Genomic DNA, 22,697 nt, shown 5'->3' on the forward strand with positions numbered 1-22,697 from the left:
GAAATTTAAAGATTGCAGAGAACACCACCTTAAAATCAGGGTTAGAAGGATATCATTTCAAATCATTTTTCAAACCAGAAATCAGGCATGATAACTTTTGGTGCTTTACCCTTTTTGACACTAAAATTTAAAACTGCCTTTACTACCTCAGTTTCAAATTTCATAGTGAAGTCGTGCCCACCAATTAAGCCGCCATTATTTAACAAGGGATAATAATTTTCTAAATCTCGGAAACACTGCTCAAACGTGTGCACTCCATCAACATACACAAAATCCAAGTTATTCGGAAGAAGCTTTGCAGCTTCATCGCTTGTGACTCCAAGAAAGGATATTTTGTTATTATTTTTAAGAGCTGAGTAAAGATTTAGTTCGTTAACATGAGTATTTAATTTTCCTATATAAGGGTCCACACAATAAAGCCTTCCGATATTGAGACACTCGAGTAAACTCTTGGCATTTTTACCATAACCAAAACCGATCTCGCATCCAACTAAAACTTTGTTCCCAAAATGTTCCTTCAAAAAAAGAGTGAACGGTCTTGGATTTCTATTAATAAAATCATCTGAACACATTTTTATCTCTTCATATAACTTTGGAGCAACCATTTTCGCAACCGCATAAACAAAATTATGTCTGATAGATGTTATCTTGACTTTTGAAACGGACATATCCAATTTAACGACCATCCTTGCACAAAGAAGGAATCTTTGTATTTTCTTAGTGCATACAAGCGTATAGAAATCAAAACGATTTAAAGATTATTAATGAGTGTAGTGCTCATTCTGACCAAAATATGATGCCTCATTAGAATTTTGGTAGTTATAAGAATGAAGGGGAACGTTGAACCTTTCACTTTTCCATTTTCTAAAAAGCGATTTTTGGACTAAACTTTTATCATGGAACTAATAAGCGACCTAATTCCGAGTCCACTTTAAGCCTTAAAATCTGGCGTTAGGTGGTGGGCATTTCCTGCTCGTTTGCAGGACGCAACCAATCGCGGGACCGAAAGAGGGTTTTACCGCCAAATTTCACCTTGAGAGTGTCTTGGTAGGGGCACATTTCTACGCAGCGGAAACAGTTCATGCACATGGATGTTTTGATTTTGCCGCCCTTTTGTTCGTAAACTTCAGTAACTTGCACTGGGCACACTCGCAGGCATATACCGCATTTGGGGCATTTCTCCTCATCCTTATCAATATACATCATAGGCAGAGCCTTTAAGCCGACTTTGTTTAGGCAACCCGCGGAAGCGCCTGAAGGACAGAACCTACACCAGAATCTGCGCACCAAAAAAGAAGCCGCCAACATCACCGCCACGAAACTGACAACAGCAAACAGTAAACCTCCTGAGAGGCTCTCAACGGTGACTGCATTAGCGGCAATGCCAACATCTGAAGCATAACTGCCAGTGCCATAATGAATAATATCTGAAACATACGGGAACCCAAAGTTTAAGCCACCCAGCGAAAGACTGCTTTCCCATGGAACAATAAGGGGTTCAAGTGGAGCCAGCAGAATCATCCAAAACCGATAGGACCCTCTCAGAATTTGCATCCACACCCAAGAATTAAATTGGGAACCACCAATCACAAACGGCAACACAACAATCACGCCCAAAATCACGTATCGTAGGCGGTTGAGAGTGTTGTTGAGTTTTTGAGGCAAAAGTTTGTAGGGGATTTTTAGGGCTTTGCGGATTGCAGTTACTATATCCATGTAGAATCCGAAGGGGCAAATCCAGCCGCAGAAGAATCTGCCCAGAAAAATCGTGGCTAAGAAAATGGCGAGGAGCACGTAGAGGTAGAATTTGGTGACGCTGTAAATGTAAAATATGGCTATGACTGAGATTAGCTGGATGTAGAGGCGTAGGTAGCTGACTTTGGTGGATAAACCTTTTTTCCAGATTTGAATAATGAGCACGCCCGCTAAGGCTAAACCCGCAATTATAACCAGCAGCAGTAGGTTACCTAACAGGTCTATATCCATACGTCCCTCTCCCTAAACCTAACAAGTCAAGTAAGAAACAAGAAAAAAGGTGACGCGGCGCGCTCATGGCGGATTGATAACCCTTGTGTTCCATTCTCTAAGATACGCCAAGTGCGCCTCATCATACGGGTAGCTTTCCGCCGTTGTGTACGGGAACCCGCTCATGCCAATAAACGGCAAGGGGTCAACTGTGAAGGGGAAGCCATAGCCCCAGTTGCCATCTATGTCTTTGAACCAGTCTGCCACAAACACGAAGTAGTCACGAACCATTCCTGGGGCAGGCGGTGCTAAATCATCAGCAGGGAACAGCAGTTCTATTTGGTCTGCTTGGCGTCCAATCACGTACATGTTGTCTGCTTCTAGTACCAGTGGTGTTACGTCGCCGAGTTTGGTGAAGTTGCCTGATGCAGCTGATGGAGTGTCATACAATGAGGTCAGGGTTGCGATTGGGTTTATCCGCTGGATGGTTGTTGGTGCCTGATTGCTTATGTCTACACCGATGTAATCGTAGGTTACGTTCCAGAAGTTGTTAATTCGTAACTGATAATCGGTTATGCCTTCGGGGAATATGCCTGTTAGGTTTACTGCGAAGGTTCTTGCCACGTAATCCGCGGGGATAGGCATGGCATCAGAAGAAACACGTACCCAATTGCCGGTTGCATCCATGACTTCCAAGTATGGCGGTGGAGTAACAGGTGTGCCGTCGGGAACTATGCCCTGAGCTACTGCCTCATCAAACAGGGCAAGCCACTCATAATATGTTTCAGCAGGACCCCAATCCACGATGCCGTTAATTACCAGTTTAATTTGCTCTGCCTCTGATAGGTCGCCTAAGTCAAGAGTTAAGCGGTTCCACTGTAAATTGTTCCATGCGGGGCTTTCTGTTCCGCTGGTTCCAGGCGAAAATACGCCGTCTAAAGCGTAAATTGTAGATAGCACGTTTTGTCCTTTCTCGTTAACTGCAGAAAGGGGATGTCTGATTGAGTATGTGTCTGTTGTGTAAATTGTGTCAGTGTAAACGGGATTCATGTAGTTTGCCAGTGAAGCATACGCGTCAGTTCCTACGGGGTGGTCAACAGCTAACATGTACGCTGCATCTAAGTATATGATTTCGTTCCAACGCTGTAGCAGAGTTATATCAAAATAGTTTGACCCATTAACTTGCCGTGGCACCAACTCGGCGCTACTGATTTTTGCGTGGTCCCAGGGGTTTCCGCCGACAAAAGTTGTTGTGCCGTCATGGTTAATGTAGCCGATGTAGCCAAGCCAGCCGCCGTGGGAGATTTCAGCGACATACACGTTTTCCTGCCCGTTCCAGTAATAAAGTGAGGGACATGAGGAGCCGCCTTGGTAGTATGCGTTTAGGTCCATGCGGTCTTGCAGGTTGATTGTTCGGGTTGGACTAGACGCGGCGTAGTCACCCCAGTTGATGAAGGGGTATGTGCCTGTTGGGTCTGTTTGTGGCAGAACAATGAGGTGTGGACCAGCATCAAATAGTTGGGTAACAGGAGTTGTATATGGTACGCCGTCTATGGTTATGTCCGCGGCCACACCTATTTGACCGTAACAGTGAATGCTAAGGGTGTGTTTTCCTTCTGGAACAACATCAAAACCGCCCTTCAAACCGTTAACCTCAACAGAATGCCAACCTAACGTGTCAGCGGACACTTGGATAGGCATAGGAATAGATTTTCCCGGTAAAATGGTGTAATTTTTATCCTGAACAACAACACCATCAACTGAAACTAACAGGTTATATGACCCCGCGGAGCCACCAGTGTTAGACAGCTTAACTGTAACAGTAACAGTCTTACCAGGCCACGATTCACGGGGAGATACAACCAAATCGCGAATGCTGATTTGTGCGGGTCTTGCATTGGGGTTTTCATCGGCTGGAAGAATCGTAAATGAGCCTGATGCTCCTCCAAATTCCACGGTGTACTCGCCAACTTCGCTGCCAGTTACAGGTAGCTCAACGGTGGTGCTGTTTCCGCCGTTTAAGTTACCTGTTGAATTGTCCACAGTTTCATCATTTATTTTAAGTTCGATAGAGTAGTCACCTGCTACATCACCAACATTTGTTATGGTAGCGGTGAGTGAGGCAGATTCGCCAAGTTTAATCTCGGCGGGGGTGATTGCGAGGTTGGACACTTCAAAAGCGGGGGGTTTGATGGTGTCGCCCGTGTTTGTGGTTTGGGTGAACTGTGGATATAACTGCAAGTATGCTGCAGCGGCTAAGCTGATAACAATAATGTCAATGAGAAGAATAACTTGCAACTTCGTGATTGCTCTACGTTTTTGCATACTAAATTAAAAAAGCCTCAATTATAAATAATTTTCCAAAACCTAAAAAATATTTATCATTTGGTGGACTGAGCGGGATTTGAACCCGCGACCTCCACGATGCCAACGTGGCGATCATACCAGGCTGATCTATCAGCCCACAAACTAAACTAAGCATGAACCAAAACCATTTAAGCATTATGCATCCTAACAAAAAATTAAAACACAAGTTTTAAAAAAACAAGAAGAGCATAAGTTTAGCCCTTCTTTTTGGATTTATTCAAGACTTGCAGTATCTACTAGATGTGCTGTGCCATCAGGACAATAAACTTTGCCGCCCAGAGCAACTTTTTGGTATCGGGTTATGCAGCTTTTTTGCAGTCCGCAACCATCACAATCACGAGAAATCATCCTTTACTTCCCCTCCTACTTTTTTGCGAACTTGTATACTAGTGGGTTTTGAGGATTTAAATTAATTTACATTTAATGGCTATGTCATGTAAGGTAGTTTAAGGTTACACTTCAATTGATAGCAGAGCTTAATCAAAATGGTTAACATATTGGGAATTGAATCGTGAATTTTGTGCCTTTGCCTTCTTTGCTTTTAAAACTGATGGTTCCTCCATGTGCTTCAATCACGCGTTTGCAAACCGCCAATCCGAAGCCTTGCCCACGGGGTTTGGTGGTGAAGAGCGGCGTGAAAATCTGGGGGCTAATCGCGTCTGATATGCCTATGCCTTGGTCTTGAACAGTAACGGAAACCTCGTCATGATTTATTATTTGTGCTTTTATGATAAGTTTTCCTTCTTTGGGCATTGCTTGCACAGCGTTAGTTACTAGGTTAATCATGACACGTTTTAGCAGTTGAAAGTCAACTTTAACCAGTGGGAAATTACGGGAAAAATGAACCTGAACCTTAATGCAGTCAGGAAATGCGATGATTTCTAAAACATCTTTAACCAGTTTTTTTAGGTCAACTTGGTTTTTTTCTATTCGGATGGGCTTCACAAAATCCTGCAAGTCAGAGACGATTTTATCCATGTAAACTGCCTGTTCCTCTATTGCACGTATGCTTTCCTGCAAGTTAGCCTTCAAATCATAATCAGAAATAGACTCAACAGCATCTTTAGCCAAATAAAGTTCCCCCGTAATTGTCTGCAGGGGATTACGAAGGTCATGCCCAACCATACCCGCGGTTTGCCCAATCGCCACCAAACGCTCGGAGTCTTTTAACTGCTTGGTTCGGTCTTCCACAACTTTTTCCAGTGAATCAGCATGTTTTTGCAGGTCAGTTTGCAGCTGTTTTTGTGCGGTGATATCTCGGACTAAAGACCATATTCCCACAACGTTCCCTTTACCATCGGTTAATCGCCAAGTTCTAACTGAGGCTGGAAAAATAGTGCCATCCTTTCTTTGGTATTCCCTCTCAAAAACGATAGATTTTCCAGTGCGCAACACTTTTGCCACAACCACATCACGTTGTTCATGCCATTTTTCAGGCAAAAGATTCTGAACAGAAAGCCGCTTTAGCTCTTTTTTGGTGTAGCCCAGCATTTTAGCGTATGCTCTGTTGCAATCTATCATTTTTCCCTGTAGGTCACGTGCCATGATGCCGTCGCGGGTTGTCTCGTAGAGTTGGCGGTACTTTTTTTCAGATAAAAGCAATTGTTGCTCAGTTTTTTTGCGTTCAGTAATTTCATTTAGCATTATTATTATATATTCTTTTTTTGGGGCGTATGCATAGGTTTGATACCACTTGTTTCGGGCAGGAAAATACACTTCACGGATTTTAGGGACACAATTTAGGGCCACTTGCCCATAAAATTCCAAAAAATTCTTAGTATAAAATAAGGGAAACTGGGAAAAACATTTGTTAAGCATCTGGTCGCGTCTTAATTTTAATACTTGACAAAATGCGGGGTTAACATCTATAACAAGCAGGTCAAGTGGAACCTCATTTCTGTGAAGAACTTTACAGAGCAAAACACCAAGCAATGAATCACCAAATAAAATACGGAAGTGCTCAGCACTTATTTCTATATCATTTAGCATAATTTGTAAATTATCTGATGTTGAAGTGATGCAGGATGCTTTAATAGGTGTCTTTTCTTTTAAAGAATTGACAACATTTGTTGTCGTACCTTCATCGCCCAGAAAAGTAATCGTTTGAAATTCAATAAAAGGTTTGCGTTTTTACTTTGCTTTAAGGCTTTTTCTTAGGCTTTTTTAAACCATCAACAGCATGATGCAACGCCAAAACAGGATGATACAAAAGCATACGTGGACCCGAATAACGCATAATTTCTTTCACCTTAACTTTCATATCAGAACGATAACAGTGAATCAAACATTTACCACAGGTGCTTTTCTTTTCCCCAAACGGACACTTATCCAACCGCATCTGCGCATACTCAAAAAATCGGGTACATTCAGGGCATAATTCACCGTTTTTGTTGCCATGATGGTTTTTGCAATAAATCTGTGTCATAGCATGAATTGTCTTTTTTTCTCTTGCTATTCGTGGACCTTCATTTGCCAAGTTGATTCTACGCTCTTCTTGAACACTGCCAATTAAGCCTAATTAAACATTTTCACAGAACCAAAGTCACCTGTTTTCAACTCAAAAAAGCAGATTCACTATGATATAAAGCTCAACAGAAAAAAAAGAAAAAGGGTTAAGTTAGAAAAGCTTTCTGGGTAGCTTTTACCTTTTTTAAAAGCACAAAAACAACCCCAACTCCAACAAGCAAAGGCACAACGACGAACACTGAAAGCTCCGGAATCCAGTTTACACCTGTCCAAGCAAAGATTTGTCCACCATCACCCACAGCCCAAGCACCTGTCCCAGTACCTGAAACGCTGTGCACCATCGACACACCGTTCAAAGCAGTAGATCCAAGGATTGTACTATTGGTTTTATCGCCCCATTCTTCACCGTTCCAGTATAATGCCAGTCCGTCATCACCCACCGCCCACGCATTATTGACTGAGTTCATTGTTATGGAACGCAGTGGCGAAGTAAGTGTATCAGTTACGTAACCAGTTGTAGAGTTTACATCTCCACCCATGTTTATTCTGTCCCAGACAGTCCATGATGAATCGTCCATGGAGAAAATTACGCCGTTACCGCTACTTCCACCGCAGGCCCATCCGCTGGTTGCACTGGTCATTTGAATTGCATATAGGTCTTGGTTTGTAGGCAAGTTTATCGTGTCCCATCCTATTCCTGTGAGATGGACAAATGTTCCGTTATCTCCTACAGCCCACCCGTCATAGGTTGCATGTATCATGCTTACACTTCTCAAAGTACTAGAAGCCACATCTGTTAATCCATACCACGTACCAGCACTATATGAAAGCGCTATGCCGTTTGCACCAACCGCCCAGCCTGACATACCTGAATCATGCATTATAACTGAGTACAAGGTGGCGTTGATTGTATCTTGGGTGGTGACTCCAGGATCAAAAGAAATGGTTGTCCAAACAGTCCAAGCTGCACCATCATAATTTAGAATTATACCGCTGTCACTATTACCTCCCACTGCCCAGCCGCTTGAATCGTTAACAAAACATACTGAGTAAAGGTTCTCCGTGGTGGGACTGGTTTCGGTTACCCAGTTTTCCCCGTCCCAATGAATGATTACTCCGCCGTCTCCCACTGCCCATACATTTGATGCAGCTAAATTATCACTAGTAGAAGAAGTGCTCACTACGTGCACAGCATTTAGGTTTGCTGTTGTGGGGCTGGTTATGCTTGTGATGCTAGAAGTTTGAGCAAAAGCACCTGCAAAAGTTAAGCTTAGAGTTAACGCGCACAGTATCAAAAGTACCTTAATGGAAAATTTTCTCAATTTATTCACCTTTAAAAATCCAATTTTTTAAACGGTTACATGTTAATATAGATTTGTGGATACATCAAGACACAATCAGAAAGAAACACAAGTGGCGGCTAAGGCTTTCTTGTCTTAAATAAAACCATTACTACAGCGCCTTAACCGAAGTTAATGGTTTACACATTATTTTTCGCCCAAAGTAAAGACAACTTATGGGCAGGTTGTTAGGTTCTCTATAACCGCTTTTGAAAGCGAATCAAGTAACTCCGAGTTTAAGGCATCAATAATGTTAAAAATCCGCTGGTCAATAACGGAGTACATTCTTTTGGTGCCGTCTTTTCTGCATCTGACGATGCCTGCGTCGCGTAGGATTTTTAGGTGTCTTGAGACGAGGGGTTGGGGCATATTTAGGTGAGGCACTATTTTGCAGACGCATTTTTCTTGGTCTCCGAGAAATTCTAGAACGTCTATTCTGGCGGGGTCTGATAGGGCGTAGAAGATTTTGGCTTTGAATTTTAGGGGGTTGTTTGCGGTAGGTGTCATGCTGAACCGTGAATATATAACAATATTTAAATATTTATATTAAACAAGAGGTGAATAAAGGTTGAATTAAATGACTGGCGGCATAAAAGACCTAAAAATAAAAGACCTCCTGCTCGGAATAGCAGCACCCATAATTGTTTGTCTCATAATCATCTGGTTCCCCCTCAACGAACGAACACTAGCATCCCTTGGCTTTGGAGGCGCCCTGCAAGGCATCTTAGTGTTTGGCGTTCAAGAAGTCATCATGATAGTCGCCGTACCAATGCTGCTGGGGTTGCTGTGGAATAAGTGGGCAGGAGGAGCCTCAGGATTCCTCTTGGGCAGCATATACGCTCTCTGGTACGGTCTTTATGGATCGATGCAGATGGGCTGGATAAACAATCTCTCCCTCTTAGGCTACATCCTAAGCGCCATGCTAATCGGCTACATGTCAGGAGCACTCAGCCAAAAATCCCAAAAACTCTCCCGACTACTCTTCTCAGGCTTTATTGCGGCGCTCTCAGGTGGATTATTCTTGTTCCTAACTGCACAGCTCTCCCGATTCAACTTCCTCGCAGGCTACTACGGCTTTTTTGTAACCATGACGCCACGACTCATCTTTGGCATACTCATACCCGTAATCGCATGGTACGTTCTAAAACATATAGAGAAACAGAAAACACAGCAGAACCCAACCTAACAAAAATAAATACATAACATAAATTAAACGCCAATTTTTTAAAACAGTTAACATGCAACTTTTAAGTGAAAAAACATGTCACAAGACCAATACGAGGGCATCCCCCGAAACAAAATCGCTTGGGACCCCAAAATAGACTACCAAACCTGCATAGCCTGCGGAAAATGTGTTGAGTTCTGTCACACCCACGCCTTCACCACCGAAGAGGTACAGGGCAAAAAACGAACCGTGGTCATTCCTAACCGTTGCGTGGTTTTCTGCAGAGGATGCGAAGACATCTGCCCCGTGAGAGCAATCAGCCACCCTGACGAGGAAGCAACCAAAAAAACCATTAACCAACTACGCCAGAAACCAAGTACCAACAAATAATGAGGCAGTTTAATGAATAAACCAAAAATACTGTTCATATGCACGCATAATTCTGCACGGTCTCAAATGGCCGAAGGGTTACTTAGACACTTATATGGCGAAAAATACGAGGTTTTCAGCGCAGGCCTCAATCCGACAACAGTTAATCCACTGGCAATCAAAGCCATGGCGGAAATAGGCGCAGACATCTCAACACAGTATTCTAAGGGGTTAGAAGAATTTGCCGAAACAGAAATCGAATTAGCAGTTTCCGTCTGCCAAAGCAGCGCAAAAATTCTCTGTGCTCTTTGTTCAGCGCCTATGGTTATGGGGAGACCCCGTGTAATCGATGAAAAGTTGCATAAAATGAAACATTATGTAGTCCATGGTTTTGAGGACCCCTCAGAAGTCATGGGAACAGAGGAAGAAAAGATGGCAGCTTTTCGCCGCGTCAGAGAGGAAATGAGGGGCTGGATTCTTGAGCAGTTTGCAGACGTAAAAAAACTAATTGAGGAAACCGAAAAGTAGCACGACAAATCAAAAAACAGGTCAGCTTTCTGTTTGCTCAAAGCTCCTAAAAGCCGCCAAGCCTTTTGCACCTTCAGATGTTTGCAAAAACTCAACAAATTTGGAAAGCTTCTTTTGGGTTGGAGCGCGCAGTATGTGCTCGATAGCGCATGCGTCTTCTTCAGCAACACTTTTCTCTACACCAAGCAGTGTTAAAAAAGTCTGCAGGGACTTCTCCCGTTTTTTAAGAAACCCTGCGAGGTCTTTGCCTTTCTGCGTTAAAACCACATTACGATACGGCGTATATTTCACAAAGCCCAATGCATCCAGTTTTTTAAGCATACTAGTGACGCTGGGTGCTTTTACGTCAAGCTCTTTGGCTATGTCGGTTACGACTGCGTAGCCAAGTTTTTGCATTAGCGCGTCTATGGTTTCAATGTAGGTTTCCTCGGTGGCGTTAAGCCGCGATACACGTTCGGTTTCTTTCACAGGGTTACCCTGCGTATCTTTCTTTGTTTTAGTTAATAAAACATGTGTAGCCACTCAGCAATCTCGGGATTATTGAGAAAAAGCAATGATAGCACACATTTGAGGAGTTTAAGCAAAAAAGCAATCCAGAAACATCATTAGTACAAACCCCGCGATTAACCCAAACGTGGCTTCCCGCTCAAACCCTTTCTTGTGGCTCTCAGGAATCATCTCATCACTAACCACAAACAACATAGCCCCCGCTGCAAACGCCAGCCCCCACGGCAAAATCGGCAGAAACGACGAAACCAAAACCAGCCCCAGCAAGCCACCTAAAGGCTCCACCAGCCCAGTCAAGGTCGCGTATCCGATAGATTTTTTGCTGCTGTAACCTGCCCGTGCAAGCGGAAGAGCCACTGCGAGTCCTTCAGGCATATTTTGTAAGCCAATAGCCATAGCGACAGCTAAGCCAGCAGCTATATCACCTATGCCAAAACTCATGCCTACAGCTAAGCCTTCAGGAAAATTGTGAATAGTTATAGCCACAACAAACAGCCAAACCCGGGGCAGTTTTGAGGGCAACCCTTCAGGTCCAGATGCAGGGTGAAAGTGCGGCACGAAACGGTCAATTAGATGCAAGGTTAACGCGCCCAAAGCGACCCCTACCGCCACAGTTAAGGCATCTGTCATTTCAAGAGCAGGAACAATCAGGCTAAAACAGGAAGCGGCAAGCATAACCCCCGCTGAGAAACCCAGCAAGACATCAAGCAACCGGTCGGATATGCGTTTGGTGAAAAAGACAGGCAGAGCTCCCGCTCCTGTGGCTAGTCCAGCAAATGCGCAGGATAGTATGCCAATCCAGAACAATTCCATAGTTGAGTCTCCTATTGTTGTTTTATGTTTTTGAGGTACGCTCTAAAGCAGTCCACGCAGTTCTCTGAATACTTGGGGTTTTCAAGAAATGTTACGTACTGCGTAAGTCGCTTCAAAGTAGCCTCGTGAAGCACATGCCCCGTTTTGCAGGCGTCTTGCTTTGCGATTTGCTCATCAACATCAAGCAATACAAAGAAACGTTGCAGTGATGCTTGTTGCTGCTTAAGAAAAACCGCCAAGTTTTGACCTTTAACCGTCAACGTAACAGAGCAGTAAGGTTCATGCGCAACAAACCCCTGCGCACCCAATTTTTTGAGCATTTCAGTGACGCTGGAGGGCTTAACGTTTAATGCCTTAGCAATATCTGACACACCCACGCAACCGTGCTTTTTGACAAGAGCAGCTATGGTTTTAATGTAGGTTTCTTTGGCTGCATTAAGTCGAGTAACAGGGTGCATCATTGTTAATCACAAAAAAGTTAGGGAGTTTGAAGGTACGCCTTGCCCTTCTCGGTGAGGACATAGGCGTATTTGCTGGTTTGAGCGGCGGGTTTGCAGTGCCCGCAGCTGGCGCAGCTAGCTTGACCGCATGTTGGGTTTAGGCTAATAGAGGTAAGGTAGCCTTTTGCCTGTAGTACGGCGATTGCTTGCTGCACCAGTTCGGGGCTTGTTTTCGCTGCTTCTGCAATTTCTTTCTCACTTATTACGCCCGTAGTGTTGATTGCTCGCAGGACTTGCTTTATCATGGGTTTTGCTTCCGATTTATCCACAGTTTTAGGGTATAGTATGCAGATGGTAGGGCAAAGGCAAACATCCAGATTCCCGCTCGCATATCATCAAGCCAACTCCACTCCGCCCAGTCAGCGAAGATGTCAGCGTAATCTGCGGGGGAAACATGATAGATACCCCAACCGAGGACATGGGCACCCATGATTGCCAAGTACACCGCAAAGAACACTCCAGCCAGCAGTGTGCCAACTGCAAGGTAGGATGAGGCGTCTTTTTTGGCGTTCCATTGTGGCGCTACACCGAAGAGGAATATAGCGCCGATGATGGATAGCGTGATGCCGCTAAAGATGTCAGGGTACACCAAAACGGTGCTCACGTCCATGATTGCCCATTCAAGAGCAAAGGATTCGCTTAGTCCACGGGTCAGTTCCAGCAAACCAAAGACGAGGTAGAGCACACCTAGCCCTAAAGAGTAGGCGGCAATTGGTTTTCCAGTTTTCATGTTTGTACTCATTTGTATCACCTAAAATAGTAGTCCTCCAATGCCAACAATCACCAGCGCCGCAACGTACGCAATGACCATTTCCGAGAGCACTGCAAACAGCGTCCACTTCCACGAGCCCGTCTCCTTTTTGATGACGCCAACCGTTGCCAAGCAAGGTACATACAGCAGCGTAAACACCATCAATGCAAACGCGCTAACAGGCGTTATCGACGCTATGAGGGCGGCTTGTATGCTTGCATCACCCGCTACACCATAGATAACACCCAACGATTCCACCACCAACTCCTTTGCCAAGAAGGCAAAGACCAGTGAGGACACGATTTGCCAGCTGAAACCCAAGGGCGCAAAGATTGGTTGCAAGGTTTGACCGATGATACCGATGAGGGATTCACCGCTCCCAGGCTCCACACCCCAAGGCAGCACCGAAAGCACCCAAAGGATGACAGCGCCAACCAGCAGGTACGTACCCGCCTTCTTAAGGAAGGACACACCGCGTTCCCACATGTGCAGCACTGAACCGTGCAGCGTGGGCATTTTGTAGGTTGGCAACTCAATTATGAATGGGGCAGGTTCGCCTTTGAGGATTGTTTTTCGCAGCAGTAGCGCGAATAGGATGGCTACGGCGATGCCGATTATGTACATTGACCAGACTGCGGTTGCAGCGTTAGCGGCAAAGAAGGCACCAGCAATAAGCACGTACACGGGTAACCGTGCAGCGCAGGACATGAAAGGCACCGTTAAGATGGTTATGAGGCGGTCTTTTTTGCCTTCTACGCTTCGGGCTGCCATGATGGCGGGTAGGTTGCATCCAAAACCCAGCAACATCGGAATGAAAGACCGACCATGCAGACCCAGTTTGAACATTACCTTGTCAAACACGAAGGCTACACGTGCCAAGTATCCGCTGTCTTCTAAGAGGGACAAAGCAAAGAACAGGAAGAATATTGGCGCTGTAAAGGTCAAGATGAAACCTAACCCGCCCAGAACACCGTCAGCCAGCAGCGAAGCCACAACAGGATTGGGGATTTGCGCGGCTAAGCTGGATAGATAGGCAAAAAACATCTCTATCAAACTCATAAACGGCGCTGAGGCTTCAAAGGTGAACTGAAACACAGCCCAAAGCAGGGCAAAAAACGCGGGTATGTCCACGTACTTGTTCAAAAACACCTTATCAAGCAGGTCGGTTATTGTCCATTTGCGCTCACCTTTCACCAGTGCGGCGTCAAGGATTTTGCTAATCTGCTCATAACGCGCATCGGCTAATGCAATGTCAGCGTCTTCGCCTATCACTTTGTTGGCTTTCATGCTACAACCTCCAAAACTGTGCCATAAACGGGGCTGGATTGGGTGATTTTAATAGCCTGCTCATCTTTCTCAAGCAGCTTAATAGCGAGCCACCGCAAAGGATACTGCTCTGACAACGTGGGGTCTTTTTCGAGAATTGTCACTAAATAATCTATGACTTCCTCGATTTTCTTGCCATACATCAGCGCCCCTGTTTTGTGAGGGGTTTTGGCGGCTTTTAGGATGGCTTCTTTGAGGTCAGTTAAGCCCTTTGCCTTGGTAGCAACAGTTGTAACAATAGGCACACCCAGTTTTTGCGAGAGCGTTTGCACATTGATTTTGTAGCCTTTGTCTTGGGCAATGTCGGTCATGTTTAGAACCAGTAGCAGATTGGCATCCAGCTCCAGCAGCAGGGTAGTTAGGTAAAGATTGCGCTCAAGATTTGAGGCATCAACGACATCAACAACTACGTCGGGTTTTTCCTGCAAAATGAAGTTGCGTGAGACCAGTTCGTCTTCGGCTGCGGCGGTGAGGCTGTAGGTGCCGGGTAAGTCCACGAGTTTGAATTGGACGCCGTTGTAGTGGAAGGTGCCTTCTTTTTTCTCCACAGTTTTTCCTGGCCAATTGCCCACGTGCTGACGTGCACCTGGAACGAGACTGTTGAATATGACGCTTTTGCCCACATTGGGGTTGCCGATTAATGCAATTGTGTATGTGTTTGCCATCGTTATTGCTCCACGTAGATTTTTGTTGCGACTCCGCGTCCAAGGGCTAAGCGGCAGTCTCGAACTTCAATAACAACTGGACCACCGATTGCATCGCTAACCACTTTTACGGGTGTGCCCAAGGTGAGACCCATTTCGGTTAGGCGTTTAATCAGGCTGCATCCGCCGTTTATTTTGCTGATTTTTGCTTGGGTGCCGTAGGTTAGGCTGCTTAGGGGTGTTTGTTGTATCATGGTTGTGCCTCCACGAGGATGTTGTCGGCTTCTTTTTTTCGGAGGGTGAGTTTGTAGTCGCGGATTTCGATTTCTATGGGGTCGCCCAGTGGCGCGCGGCAGATGATTTGGATTTTTGAGCCGCGAACTAGTCCCATTTCGAGAAGGCGGCGTTTGGCTTGTCCGCTTTGTTGTATTGCATTTATTGTGGCGGTTTGTCCGGGGTTTAGGTCACTTAGTCGCATGTTAGTTCACTCTACTAAATTTAGTTTAATCTAACTTTTATAGAGTTAACTAAGTTATAAAGTTTATGCAACAACCCACCCAAACCCCAACCAACATTCGAAACAAACATAAACATGAATTTGCGTATTCTTCTGCGAAGTCCACTATGCCAAATAATTTGCCACCCGAAGCCATGGATAAATGGGAAGAAGTAGAAAACGCCCACACACCACAAGACAAACTCAAAAAACTACAAGAGTTCCTAAGCGTAGTCCCTCAACACAAAGGCACCATGAAACTTCGCGGCACCGTCAAAAAACGCATCGCTCAAATCCAAAAAGACCTAGACCACAAAAAACGCATGGGCACAGGCAAAAGCAGCGGCGGACCCAAACTCTTCATAGAAAAAGAAGCCTCCGCGCAGGTGATTTTGGTCGGCATGACAAACGTGGGCAAGAGTTGCCTAATGAGCACCACTACAAACTCCAAAGTCCTTGTCACTCTAACACCATTTAGCACACATGAACCCGTGCCTGGAATAATGAATTATTTAGATGTTCAATTCCAGATGGTTGAAGCACCCGCAGTGATGGAAGGCGCCTATGAAGGCAAAGCAGGCGGAAACATCACGTTGGGTCTGGCCAGAAATTCTGATGGCGTAATTTTGATGGTTGATTTAAGTCGAAATCCTGTAGAGCAGTTAGAGTTGATTTTGGCAGAGATGGAAAAAAGCCGAGTTTTAGTTTACAAACCCAGCGGAAGAGTTGAAATTGACAGACGCAACACAGGCACGGCTCTACGAGTTACCTTAGTTGGCAGACTGCTGGATTGCACCATGAAAGATGTAGAGCAGGTTCTGCGCGACTACAAAGTTAATGACGCTATAGTGCACATAACAGGGGAAGTTTCCCTGCAAGATGTAGAAGATGCAGTGTTTGAAAGCACCATATACAAACCTGCCGTGATTGTTGCAAACAAACTAGATTTACCCGGCGCCCAAGCTAACCTAAACAAACTAAAACAGCATGTGAAAGGCAAACTGCCCATTGTCGCTATGTCATGCGAGCAAAAAACAGGACTAAACGAGCTGGGAAAATCCCTATTTGAAGCATTGGGCATCATACGCATCTACACCAAAGAACCAGGCAACAAAGCACACAGCGACCACCCCTTTGCCCTTCGCAAGGGTTCCACCATTAACGAGTTAGCAAAAAACATCCATAAAGAACTTGCATCAAACTTCATGTTTGCCATGGTCTGGGCTAAACGGTTGCCTTTTAGTCCTAAAAAAGTCGGGTTAAACTTCCCCCTAGAAGATGGCGACATCGTGGAAATACATGCTAAAGTAATTTAACAAAAAATAAAATACAAAAATAAAGAAAAAGCAGGTTTATCTGCTGGATTGTGCGACGCGTTCGATTTCGTTGCGTTTTGCAACTGCGACGCTTTTTATGTCGTTGTTGGCAGCCATGATGAGTTCGTCAGCAAGTGTTTCTTGGATGCTGCGTGGAGTGTTTAGGCTGCTTGTTCTTGCGCCGTTGCTTATGTGGCGTATGGCAAGGTCGATTCTGCGTTGGGGTGCAACATCAACTGAAAGGTGATAGACAACACCACCGTAGCTGATACGTGTTGTATCTTCGCATGGTGCACTGTTTTCAACTGCTTTGACCAAAACCTCAACTGGGTTTCTGCCTGTGCGTATGTTGATGATTTCAAAAGCTTCTTTGACGATGTTGGTTGATTTGGCTTTTTTGCCTGCGTTTTTGCCGCTACGCATAAGCCCGTTTATTAGGCGTTCGACAATGTTTACTTTGCTTTTGCGGAATCTTTGGTGCTCATGGCGACCCATACTGTGTGGGGCAACCATTGGAGTCAGGTTTAGATACCGCTGTAAGCCTATATCGACTACTTTGATTTCTTTGAAGGTCCACTTCTGGAACAGTTTAATGTCCTGTGGTGGAGCAACAATTACTGGAGCTGTTTGAGTTGACATAACTTATCATCTTGCTGGTTTTTGTTTTCTTCCGTAAACGAGTTCGTTGAGTGAAACGCCGTTAACCTTTACAACCTTCCAGCGGACACCGGGAATGTCTCCCATAGCGCCACCTCTGGTGCCTCCGATACCCTCCACGACAACCTCGTCGTGTTCATCGACAACGTTTAAGGCGCCGTCGCCGGGCAAAAAGGCGCTGATTGTTCTGCCGTTTTTGATAAGTTGTGTACGAACACATTTTCGAATGGCAGAGTTAGGCTGCTTGGATTCGACACCCACTTTTTCAAGGACGATGCCTCTTGACTGTGGCGCGCCTTGCATGGGGTCAACTTTTTCGTCTAACATTAACATTCTTCGATTAAAGTATCGATCGTGCCAACGGAAGTTCTTCCGCTTCTTCTGAAGTTGCCTTGCGGCAAATTCCCCTCGTGGTGACTTGGAACCCATATCTAAGATATTCCTCTTAATGCAACACCATAGTCATAACACTCATATTTAAAGGAAACGAAGAAAAAACGCTTGTTAAGGGCTAAATGACTCAAATCCATCAGACCATACAATTATTTGAATAAGGGCAACAAAGAGGGTCTTGGCTCGCAAAGCTGGATGCTTACTGGTTAGACAACACCATCATACGCATTTGCAGTAGCCTTTTTGTGTTCAGGCTTAAAGCCTTCAAAGGGTTTTTTCTCTTTTTCATAAAAAAGAAACCCAACAAGAAGCGCCACCCAAAACAAGTTAGCAACAACAAACCCCATAACATACACACTGGATCGGACAACCTCAAGATTAATCATTAAAAACCCAGCCCAAACAAAAATGAATGCCAAATCCAAAAGCTGTGTCCAAAACTCAGGGTGCCTACACGGACAAACCTGCGCTTCATGCTCAACATCCCAGTAGCAAGGGAATTTTTTGCCGCCTTCACAGAGTTTTAAAACTTCACAGCGCCACCTTTTGGACCAATAATGAGAATTCTCCAAAATCAAATAAAAAAAGGCGGCAACCACTATGCCAGTGAGGGGCAAAGCGATTTTGAAGAGGGGAAAATCGTTTGCGTGGTCAAGAAAAATTATGAAGCCTGATAGTAATCCAGCGTTTGCTAAAAAGAAAAAGTTCGCTTTAGTCCAGTATTCACGTATGTCCTGTTTGTAATGGTCTACAACGAGTTTAAAATGTTCAAGCTCAACATTTACAGAAACCAAGAACCAGCCCAGCTTAATCTTAATAGAAACCTATAGAACATTGCGCCAATCAAAAATAAAAGCATTAGCAACCACACACTGTACTAACTATTTAGATAAAACATTACGTAATTAATCGGTTAATAGAAGACCTTTCTGCAACACCACGAACGTCTCTAACGCCGCTTTTCTTGCTTGTCTAACCACTTGTCAAGAGCCTCAAGTTGTTGGTCCCGTTGGGTTTGTGGTTCTTGCCGATTCATTGCGGCTTCAAGTTTAGCTTGCTCTGTTTTTTGGCGGGTAAGTTCTTCTTGATGAGTTTTGCTCATATACACCACCAAGATGTGTGTGAATGACGCGGTATATGTGGCTTTTTAGGAGACAGCGATGGGGGCTTAACCACTCAAGCGCCGTCATATTTGGAGCCTAATAGCCAAAGTATGCAGAAACAATAGAGAGAGGTAAGCCCTAATTGGATAGTTTCCAAGCCAAAAACAGTCAATTAGCTTTGTTTGCGGGTTTTGTGTTTGTCTTGGTGCAGTCACACATCTTTAAGCGGTTCTTTGCCTTTTTCCCATGTGGTTTTTTGGAGGTGAAAATATGGGCGAAGTTGAAGTGCAAGAGAGCACAAAAACGGAAAAGACACAAGTTAATTTGGATGTAAATGATGTCATTAGCAAAGTTTACGATTTTATAAACAATGTCAAAGGCATATCTGAGAAAGGGGAGCCAATGAAAGTTTGCGTGGAGGGGTTTAATTTTTCGTTTAGCAAAACCAACGAAGAATACGAGTTAGATTTGAAGATAAACTTGGCGATAAAACCTAAACAAGCAAAACCAACCCCCTAAATACCTCAAACATGATTCAGCCTGAAGGTCTCAAGCAAAACGCAATTATCCCAGAAAAACACTCCATTTCAGGGGAGTCCACGAATTGAACAAAAACGAAAAACAGGATAATTTCAAGTTTGCTTTAGAGGAAAATCAACTACAAAATGGCACCATGAAACTCGTCAGAATCGAAGGCACCCCTGTCCTGCTGATTAAGCAGGAAAACCAAATTTTTGCCATTGACAATCGGTGCCCTCACATGAGCTGCGGGTTTTCAGGCGGGGAACTTGATGGTTTCACAATTATTTGTCCGTGTCATGATTGGCGGTTTAGTTTGCTAACTGGCGAGTATGAAGAGGAGCCCGCTTTCAGACTGCTGTTTTATCGCTGGAAAATTGTTGATGGCAAAATCTTGGTTGAAATAAAATAGCAACCTTAGAAAACGCCTATTAGCTTAGAGATTAAGGCACCCACTGAAATCAGGGTTATTAGAAACATTATTTTTCCTGTGGGGGCACCGCCGCTTTCTTCTTCGGCTTTTTGCACTTCGTACTCGCGGATTTCCTTGGTTTGCGAGTTAATCTGCACTTTCGCATTTAATTTTTTAAACATCAATTCAACAACGTATAATTCCCCATCCAAAGATACCTTCATCGGGGACCAAATGCCCTTGTAGCCGAGTCGTTTTAGAAAATCAGCTGACAGACTCGTTGCGTTCTCAGCATCGAACTTTGAAATCTCCGCTGCTTGGGGGGTTTCGGGTGTTGTTGACATGAAGCGTCAACCAGAAAGTGGTGTTTTTTACTTTTAGGGGTTATGAATCCAAAAACTGTACGGGTAATCAGTAAAGGTAGAAAAAGTGAGGCTAGGGTGGATTGTTGGGTATTGCGGGTATGGTTTGGTTGTAGAGTAGGCTGGTTTGATTAAGTAGGCTTTCCTCAAGACTGTTAATCATGCTTAGCTGCGGATTGTCTTCGATGTTGGTGAACTGCTGAAAAATGTCTACGGTATAATTTATTGCTACCACGGCAAACAGCACGGCTGCCGTTACCAATAGCAAAGTTGCTACTGACGTCTCCAAAGCCTTCTTCTCCCTTCACAAGCCATATCGCAGATTAATATTTAATAGAATTATTCCAAAACAAGCAATATATCAAAAGCCGGAATATCAAAAAACAAAACGGTTACTTGGCTGGCGCTGGATTAGGATTTGGGGCTGCTTGCGCCTGAACTGCTGAAGCGTCTGGGGTGGCGTTGGGTGCTGTTGCTGCTTGTTCCTCTGTTTTTGCTGTTTGCTCTTTTTCGGGTTGTGTTGCGGGTATGATTTGGATTTTTTCTGCCATTGGGTGTAGTAGGTCGGGTGGTGGGTAGGGTGTGTTTAGGTTGCTGGAGAGGATGTAGATTGAGTTGAAGACGTGTTGGTAGATGGTGAAGAGGATTTGGGGGATGTTGGTTTTGGGGTTAACTTCTAGACGTTTTTTTATGTCATCGGATTTGCCTGTTAAGGTGACATCTCCAGCTATGGCGTATTTGACTACGTTTGGTTTGGTGGAGATGTTTAGGGCAAAGCTGAGGGTGACTTCGTTGGTGCCTTTTTTTTGCTCTTCCATTTTAGCGTTGATGTCAAAGAAGAGTTCGTCTTTTGTGGTGTATTGCCCGGTTCTTTCAGCGTGTAGGCTATTAAGAGTTATAGAAACGCTTACGCCTGCGACTGAATACTGCGGGTTGAAGGTTGATTCCTCTCGTACATCTTTTCGGTTAATTTGACTCTTATATGTTACGTCTTAGTAGTCACCATGCCAAGCCGCAAAGTAGGCAGGTTATGGAGAGTTTGTCACGTTAAAGCATGCTGGCACGGAAAGTTCAGCAGCAAACTTGAAGATATCATCACCCTTCGCGTTAGCTTTTGGCTGTAACACTATCTTTTTAGGAACATCATCCTCAATGTAAACGATGTAATTCACAGTGGTTCCCAGTCCTAAACGTGCAAGCTGCGCCAATGTCACCTTAAATTTTTCTATTTCCTGCATTTTCTGATTAATTTTCTCGATAACTTCAAAGAGAATCTCAGTTTGACCCTGCTCAGTAAACGAAACCGCTATGTCACCTGATTGCACCCAACAACTGGCAGGAGCTTTTCCTTTTTCACCTTTGCCGCCTTTTTTGGGTTTGGCTTCAGCGGGTTTTTTGGCGTTGCCTTTGAGGTTTTTTTGCAGAGCAGCAGATTTTTGATACCATTCCTGGTTTTTGTGTTGGGTTTCAAAATCTCTAAGAACGGTGCCTAGCCATTGGCTGTAGTCTTCGAAGAGGGCTTTGAGTTGACCTGTTTGGTCTGTGGCGTATTCTTGCAGGTCTTTTAATGAGGTGAATGTGTGAAGTTCAGTTCCCAATCTGTGATTCTCCGTAAAGTGATTCTTCCCTTGGTATTGCCTATGAGTGTTTATTGGATAAGAGGATTTGTCCATCACATTAGCTACATACTGTTTCCTAAGTTAATCATTAATTGTTGATGGAGCAGGCTCACAACAAACCCCAAGTTTGCAACGTACAAGCTCCCCCCACATTTTGCGTTTCTTTTGTGCAGGCATGTGTTCTGCACTTTGACGCTGGCTTGCATGCTGCTTTGGTGTCTGCTTGAACCTGCCCCATTTTGTTGGACAATGGGTAGGTTTTCTGGTGGTTTACTCACACCAGAGCACTTGTTATCTTAAGACATCAGATAAGGATATAAACGTAATGAAGCAACAATACAGATCAAAAATCACTAACAAACTCGAATGGTTTCTGCATATGTCTTTAAATGCTGTTGAGATACCAACTTATTAAGCAGCTACACCTTAACGGTTTAAACAGTATGACTATTCAGTGCATTCTATGCAGCCGTTATGAATCTAAAACTCGAAAAGTTGAAGGAAAATTAGTTTACAATTTAGAGAAGAAATTAATCGGATTTGAGCATGCATATGCTTCAAAGGGCGTATGCCCCGAGTGTGTCAGGCATTTTTTAGGGCACATACCTAAGAATAATCAGCCTGTACTTCTAGAATTTAAAGTAGATAACAAACCCATTTGGTTTTTGTCAAAACCTATAAAGTTTTTTAAATCAACTGGACACTCAAGCAATGGTTGTTTCAATTTTTCTTTCGATTGGTTAAGAAAAATTTACAAGCTAAATAGAACAAAACGAGTTGACCTTCCTGTAAGTGTCATAAAACATTTGCCGAAAAAATGCGAGGAGTGTGGCAAGGAAACCAATCTTGAAATTCATCATAAAATTCCTCTTTGTTTTGGTGGTTCCAATAAAGTGGGAAACTTACAAGTGCTATGTAAAGAATGCCACTTAAACGCTGGGCTACAATACCCTTCTTCAGTTACTTTTGACTTCCAAAATCTGCTAAGAGAAATTCTGGAAGAAGAATACAAGACAAAAATAGATTGCTATAAAGCAGTACAGAAAGGCTATAACTAACGTTATAATACACTTCTTTTA

At 44.1% G+C, this 22,697-nt stretch carries 31 protein-coding genes, 1 tRNA gene and 1 pseudogene; 7 read left to right on the forward strand and 26 right to left on the reverse strand.

Annotated features, from left to right (window positions below; all coding sequences use genetic code 11):
* Positions 1 to 62 precede the first annotated feature (62 nt).
* The 9 genes from NWF01_09425 to NWF01_09465 form a co-directional block, all read right to left on the reverse strand.
* The gene (locus NWF01_09425) at positions 63 to 668 is read right to left on the reverse strand and encodes a class I SAM-dependent methyltransferase (protein ID MCW4025239.1); all 606 of its coding nucleotides are present in this window, start codon (positions 666 to 668) and stop codon (positions 63 to 65) included.
* Positions 669 to 951: 283 nt separating this feature from the next.
* Entirely contained in the window at positions 952 to 1,986 is a 1,035-nt protein-coding gene (locus NWF01_09430; GenBank protein MCW4025240.1) for a 4Fe-4S binding protein, read from the reverse strand.
* Between the two features lie 63 nt (positions 1,987 to 2,049).
* On the reverse strand, positions 2,050 to 4,290 hold the full coding sequence (locus NWF01_09435; protein ID MCW4025241.1) for a hypothetical protein: 2,241 nt from the start codon (positions 4,288 to 4,290) through the stop codon (positions 2,050 to 2,052).
* A gap of 61 nt (positions 4,291 to 4,351) precedes the next feature.
* Positions 4,352 to 4,429: transfer RNA gene (locus NWF01_09440), tRNA-Ala, on the reverse strand.
* A gap of 116 nt (positions 4,430 to 4,545) precedes the next feature.
* A complete protein-coding gene (locus tag NWF01_09445) occupies positions 4,546 to 4,680 on the reverse strand; it encodes a hypothetical protein (GenBank protein MCW4025242.1) in 135 nt (44 codons plus the stop codon).
* 141 nt (positions 4,681 to 4,821) lie between these two features.
* Positions 4,822 to 5,976 carry a PAS domain S-box protein gene (locus tag NWF01_09450; GenBank protein ID MCW4025243.1) on the reverse strand — a complete coding sequence of 385 codons (1,155 nt, stop codon included), beginning with the start codon at positions 5,974 to 5,976 and terminating at the stop codon, positions 4,822 to 4,824.
* A 496-nt stretch (positions 5,977 to 6,472) separates the two neighbouring features.
* Positions 6,473 to 6,808, reverse strand: a complete 336-nt coding sequence (locus tag NWF01_09455) for a nitrous oxide-stimulated promoter family protein (protein MCW4025244.1) — start codon at positions 6,806 to 6,808, stop codon at positions 6,473 to 6,475.
* A gap of 136 nt (positions 6,809 to 6,944) precedes the next feature.
* On the reverse strand, positions 6,945 to 8,120 hold the full coding sequence (locus NWF01_09460; GenBank protein ID MCW4025245.1) for a hypothetical protein: 1,176 nt from the start codon (positions 8,118 to 8,120) through the stop codon (positions 6,945 to 6,947).
* 192 nt (positions 8,121 to 8,312) lie between these two features.
* Entirely contained in the window at positions 8,313 to 8,645 is a 333-nt protein-coding gene (locus NWF01_09465; GenBank protein ID MCW4025246.1) for a metalloregulator ArsR/SmtB family transcription factor, read from the reverse strand.
* A gap of 70 nt (positions 8,646 to 8,715) precedes the next feature.
* Here NWF01_09465 and NWF01_09470 point away from each other — a divergent pair, with 70 nt between their 5' ends.
* From NWF01_09470 to NWF01_09480, 3 genes are all read left to right on the forward strand, one after another.
* A complete protein-coding gene (locus NWF01_09470) occupies positions 8,716 to 9,324 on the forward strand; it encodes a hypothetical protein (protein ID MCW4025247.1) in 609 nt (202 codons plus the stop codon).
* 75 nt (positions 9,325 to 9,399) lie between these two features.
* Positions 9,400 to 9,693 carry a 4Fe-4S dicluster domain-containing protein gene (locus tag NWF01_09475; GenBank protein ID MCW4025248.1) on the forward strand — a complete coding sequence of 98 codons (294 nt, stop codon included), beginning with the start codon at positions 9,400 to 9,402 and terminating at the stop codon, positions 9,691 to 9,693.
* Positions 9,694 to 9,705: 12 nt separating this feature from the next.
* Entirely contained in the window at positions 9,706 to 10,200 is a 495-nt protein-coding gene (locus NWF01_09480) for an arsenate reductase ArsC (protein MCW4025249.1), read from the forward strand.
* Between the two features lie 21 nt (positions 10,201 to 10,221).
* Here NWF01_09480 and NWF01_09485 read toward each other — a convergent pair whose 3' ends face one another.
* The 8 genes and pseudogenes from NWF01_09485 to NWF01_09520 form a co-directional block, all read right to left on the reverse strand.
* Complete coding sequence (locus NWF01_09485; protein ID MCW4025250.1) at positions 10,222 to 10,668, reverse strand: metal-dependent transcriptional regulator; 447 nt, start codon at positions 10,666 to 10,668, stop codon at positions 10,222 to 10,224.
* A 108-nt stretch (positions 10,669 to 10,776) separates the two neighbouring features.
* Positions 10,777 to 11,520: a ZIP family metal transporter gene (locus NWF01_09490; protein ID MCW4025251.1), complete on the reverse strand. Its 744-nt coding sequence runs from the start codon at positions 11,518 to 11,520 to the stop codon at positions 10,777 to 10,779.
* A gap of 11 nt (positions 11,521 to 11,531) precedes the next feature.
* Positions 11,532 to 11,981 (reverse strand): metal-dependent transcriptional regulator, encoded by a 450-nt coding sequence (locus NWF01_09495; protein MCW4025252.1) that lies wholly within the window; start codon positions 11,979 to 11,981, stop codon positions 11,532 to 11,534.
* A 17-nt stretch (positions 11,982 to 11,998) separates the two neighbouring features.
* On the reverse strand, positions 11,999 to 12,265 hold the full coding sequence (locus tag NWF01_09500) for a FeoC-like transcriptional regulator (GenBank protein ID MCW4025253.1): 267 nt from the start codon (positions 12,263 to 12,265) through the stop codon (positions 11,999 to 12,001).
* The gene (locus NWF01_09505; protein ID MCW4025254.1) at positions 12,262 to 12,762 is read right to left on the reverse strand and encodes a hypothetical protein; all 501 of its coding nucleotides are present in this window, start codon (positions 12,760 to 12,762) and stop codon (positions 12,262 to 12,264) included. Before NWF01_09505 ends, NWF01_09500 begins: the two co-directional genes overlap by 4 nt.
* Before the next feature lie 9 nt (positions 12,763 to 12,771).
* Positions 12,772 to 14,762, reverse strand: a pseudogene (feoB, locus tag NWF01_09510) (ferrous iron transport protein B).
* Positions 14,763 to 14,764: 2 nt separating this feature from the next.
* The gene (locus tag NWF01_09515; GenBank protein MCW4025255.1) at positions 14,765 to 14,995 is read right to left on the reverse strand and encodes a ferrous iron transport protein A; all 231 of its coding nucleotides are present in this window, start codon (positions 14,993 to 14,995) and stop codon (positions 14,765 to 14,767) included.
* On the reverse strand, positions 14,992 to 15,219 hold the full coding sequence (locus NWF01_09520) for a ferrous iron transport protein A (GenBank protein ID MCW4025256.1): 228 nt from the start codon (positions 15,217 to 15,219) through the stop codon (positions 14,992 to 14,994). The genes NWF01_09515 and NWF01_09520 overlap by 4 nt, the downstream gene beginning before the upstream one ends.
* Positions 15,220 to 15,365: 146 nt before the next feature.
* On the opposite strand from NWF01_09520, the gene NWF01_09525 reads away from it, so the two are divergent.
* Positions 15,366 to 16,553: a TGS domain-containing protein gene (locus NWF01_09525; protein MCW4025257.1), complete on the forward strand. Its 1,188-nt coding sequence runs from the start codon at positions 15,366 to 15,368 to the stop codon at positions 16,551 to 16,553.
* Positions 16,554 to 16,589: 36 nt separating this feature from the next.
* On the opposite strand, the gene NWF01_09530 is transcribed toward NWF01_09525, so the two are convergent.
* The 4 genes from NWF01_09530 to NWF01_09545 all read right to left on the reverse strand — a co-directional run bounded on the left by NWF01_09530 (position 16,590) and on the right by NWF01_09545 (position 18,705).
* The gene (locus NWF01_09530) at positions 16,590 to 17,192 is read right to left on the reverse strand and encodes a 30S ribosomal protein S7 (GenBank protein ID MCW4025258.1); all 603 of its coding nucleotides are present in this window, start codon (positions 17,190 to 17,192) and stop codon (positions 16,590 to 16,592) included.
* Positions 17,193 to 17,198: 6 nt separating this feature from the next.
* Entirely contained in the window at positions 17,199 to 17,639 is a 441-nt protein-coding gene (locus tag NWF01_09535) for a 30S ribosomal protein S12 (GenBank protein ID MCW4025259.1), read from the reverse strand.
* A 170-nt stretch (positions 17,640 to 17,809) separates the two neighbouring features.
* On the reverse strand, positions 17,810 to 18,397 hold the full coding sequence (locus NWF01_09540; protein ID MCW4025260.1) for a hypothetical protein: 588 nt from the start codon (positions 18,395 to 18,397) through the stop codon (positions 17,810 to 17,812).
* 155 nt (positions 18,398 to 18,552) lie between these two features.
* Positions 18,553 to 18,705, reverse strand: a complete 153-nt coding sequence (locus NWF01_09545) for a hypothetical protein (protein ID MCW4025261.1) — start codon at positions 18,703 to 18,705, stop codon at positions 18,553 to 18,555.
* Between the two features lie 271 nt (positions 18,706 to 18,976).
* Here NWF01_09545 and NWF01_09550 point away from each other — a divergent pair, with 271 nt between their 5' ends.
* Together NWF01_09550 and NWF01_09555 are read left to right on the forward strand one after the other, a co-directional pair.
* Positions 18,977 to 19,225 (forward strand): hypothetical protein, encoded by a 249-nt coding sequence (locus NWF01_09550; GenBank protein ID MCW4025262.1) that lies wholly within the window; start codon positions 18,977 to 18,979, stop codon positions 19,223 to 19,225.
* An 85-nt stretch (positions 19,226 to 19,310) separates the two neighbouring features.
* On the forward strand, positions 19,311 to 19,637 hold the full coding sequence (locus tag NWF01_09555) for a Rieske (2Fe-2S) protein (protein ID MCW4025263.1): 327 nt from the start codon (positions 19,311 to 19,313) through the stop codon (positions 19,635 to 19,637).
* A 5-nt stretch (positions 19,638 to 19,642) separates the two neighbouring features.
* Here NWF01_09555 and NWF01_09560 read toward each other — a convergent pair whose 3' ends face one another.
* The 5 genes from NWF01_09560 to NWF01_09580 all read right to left on the reverse strand — a co-directional run bounded on the left by NWF01_09560 (position 19,643) and on the right by NWF01_09580 (position 21,896).
* Positions 19,643 to 19,981: a hypothetical protein gene (locus NWF01_09560; GenBank protein MCW4025264.1), complete on the reverse strand. Its 339-nt coding sequence runs from the start codon at positions 19,979 to 19,981 to the stop codon at positions 19,643 to 19,645.
* 91 nt (positions 19,982 to 20,072) lie between these two features.
* Complete coding sequence (locus NWF01_09565; GenBank protein ID MCW4025265.1) at positions 20,073 to 20,288, reverse strand: hypothetical protein; 216 nt, start codon at positions 20,286 to 20,288, stop codon at positions 20,073 to 20,075.
* 103 nt (positions 20,289 to 20,391) lie between these two features.
* Positions 20,392 to 20,817 carry a hypothetical protein gene (locus NWF01_09570; protein ID MCW4025266.1) on the reverse strand — a complete coding sequence of 142 codons (426 nt, stop codon included), beginning with the start codon at positions 20,815 to 20,817 and terminating at the stop codon, positions 20,392 to 20,394.
* Between the two features lie 210 nt (positions 20,818 to 21,027).
* Positions 21,028 to 21,597: a hypothetical protein gene (locus NWF01_09575; protein ID MCW4025267.1), complete on the reverse strand. Its 570-nt coding sequence runs from the start codon at positions 21,595 to 21,597 to the stop codon at positions 21,028 to 21,030.
* Between the two features lie 83 nt (positions 21,598 to 21,680).
* Complete coding sequence (locus NWF01_09580) at positions 21,681 to 21,896, reverse strand: hypothetical protein (protein ID MCW4025268.1); 216 nt, start codon at positions 21,894 to 21,896, stop codon at positions 21,681 to 21,683.
* Between the two features lie 165 nt (positions 21,897 to 22,061).
* Here NWF01_09580 and NWF01_09585 point away from each other — a divergent pair, with 165 nt between their 5' ends.
* Positions 22,062 to 22,676: an HNH endonuclease gene (locus NWF01_09585; protein MCW4025269.1), complete on the forward strand. Its 615-nt coding sequence runs from the start codon at positions 22,062 to 22,064 to the stop codon at positions 22,674 to 22,676.
* Positions 22,677 to 22,697 lie beyond the last annotated feature (21 nt).

The sequence above is a fragment of the Candidatus Bathyarchaeota archaeon genome (assembly GCA_026014585.1).
Taxonomy (GTDB): domain Archaea; phylum Thermoproteota; class Bathyarchaeia; order Bathyarchaeales; family Bathycorpusculaceae; genus Bathycorpusculum.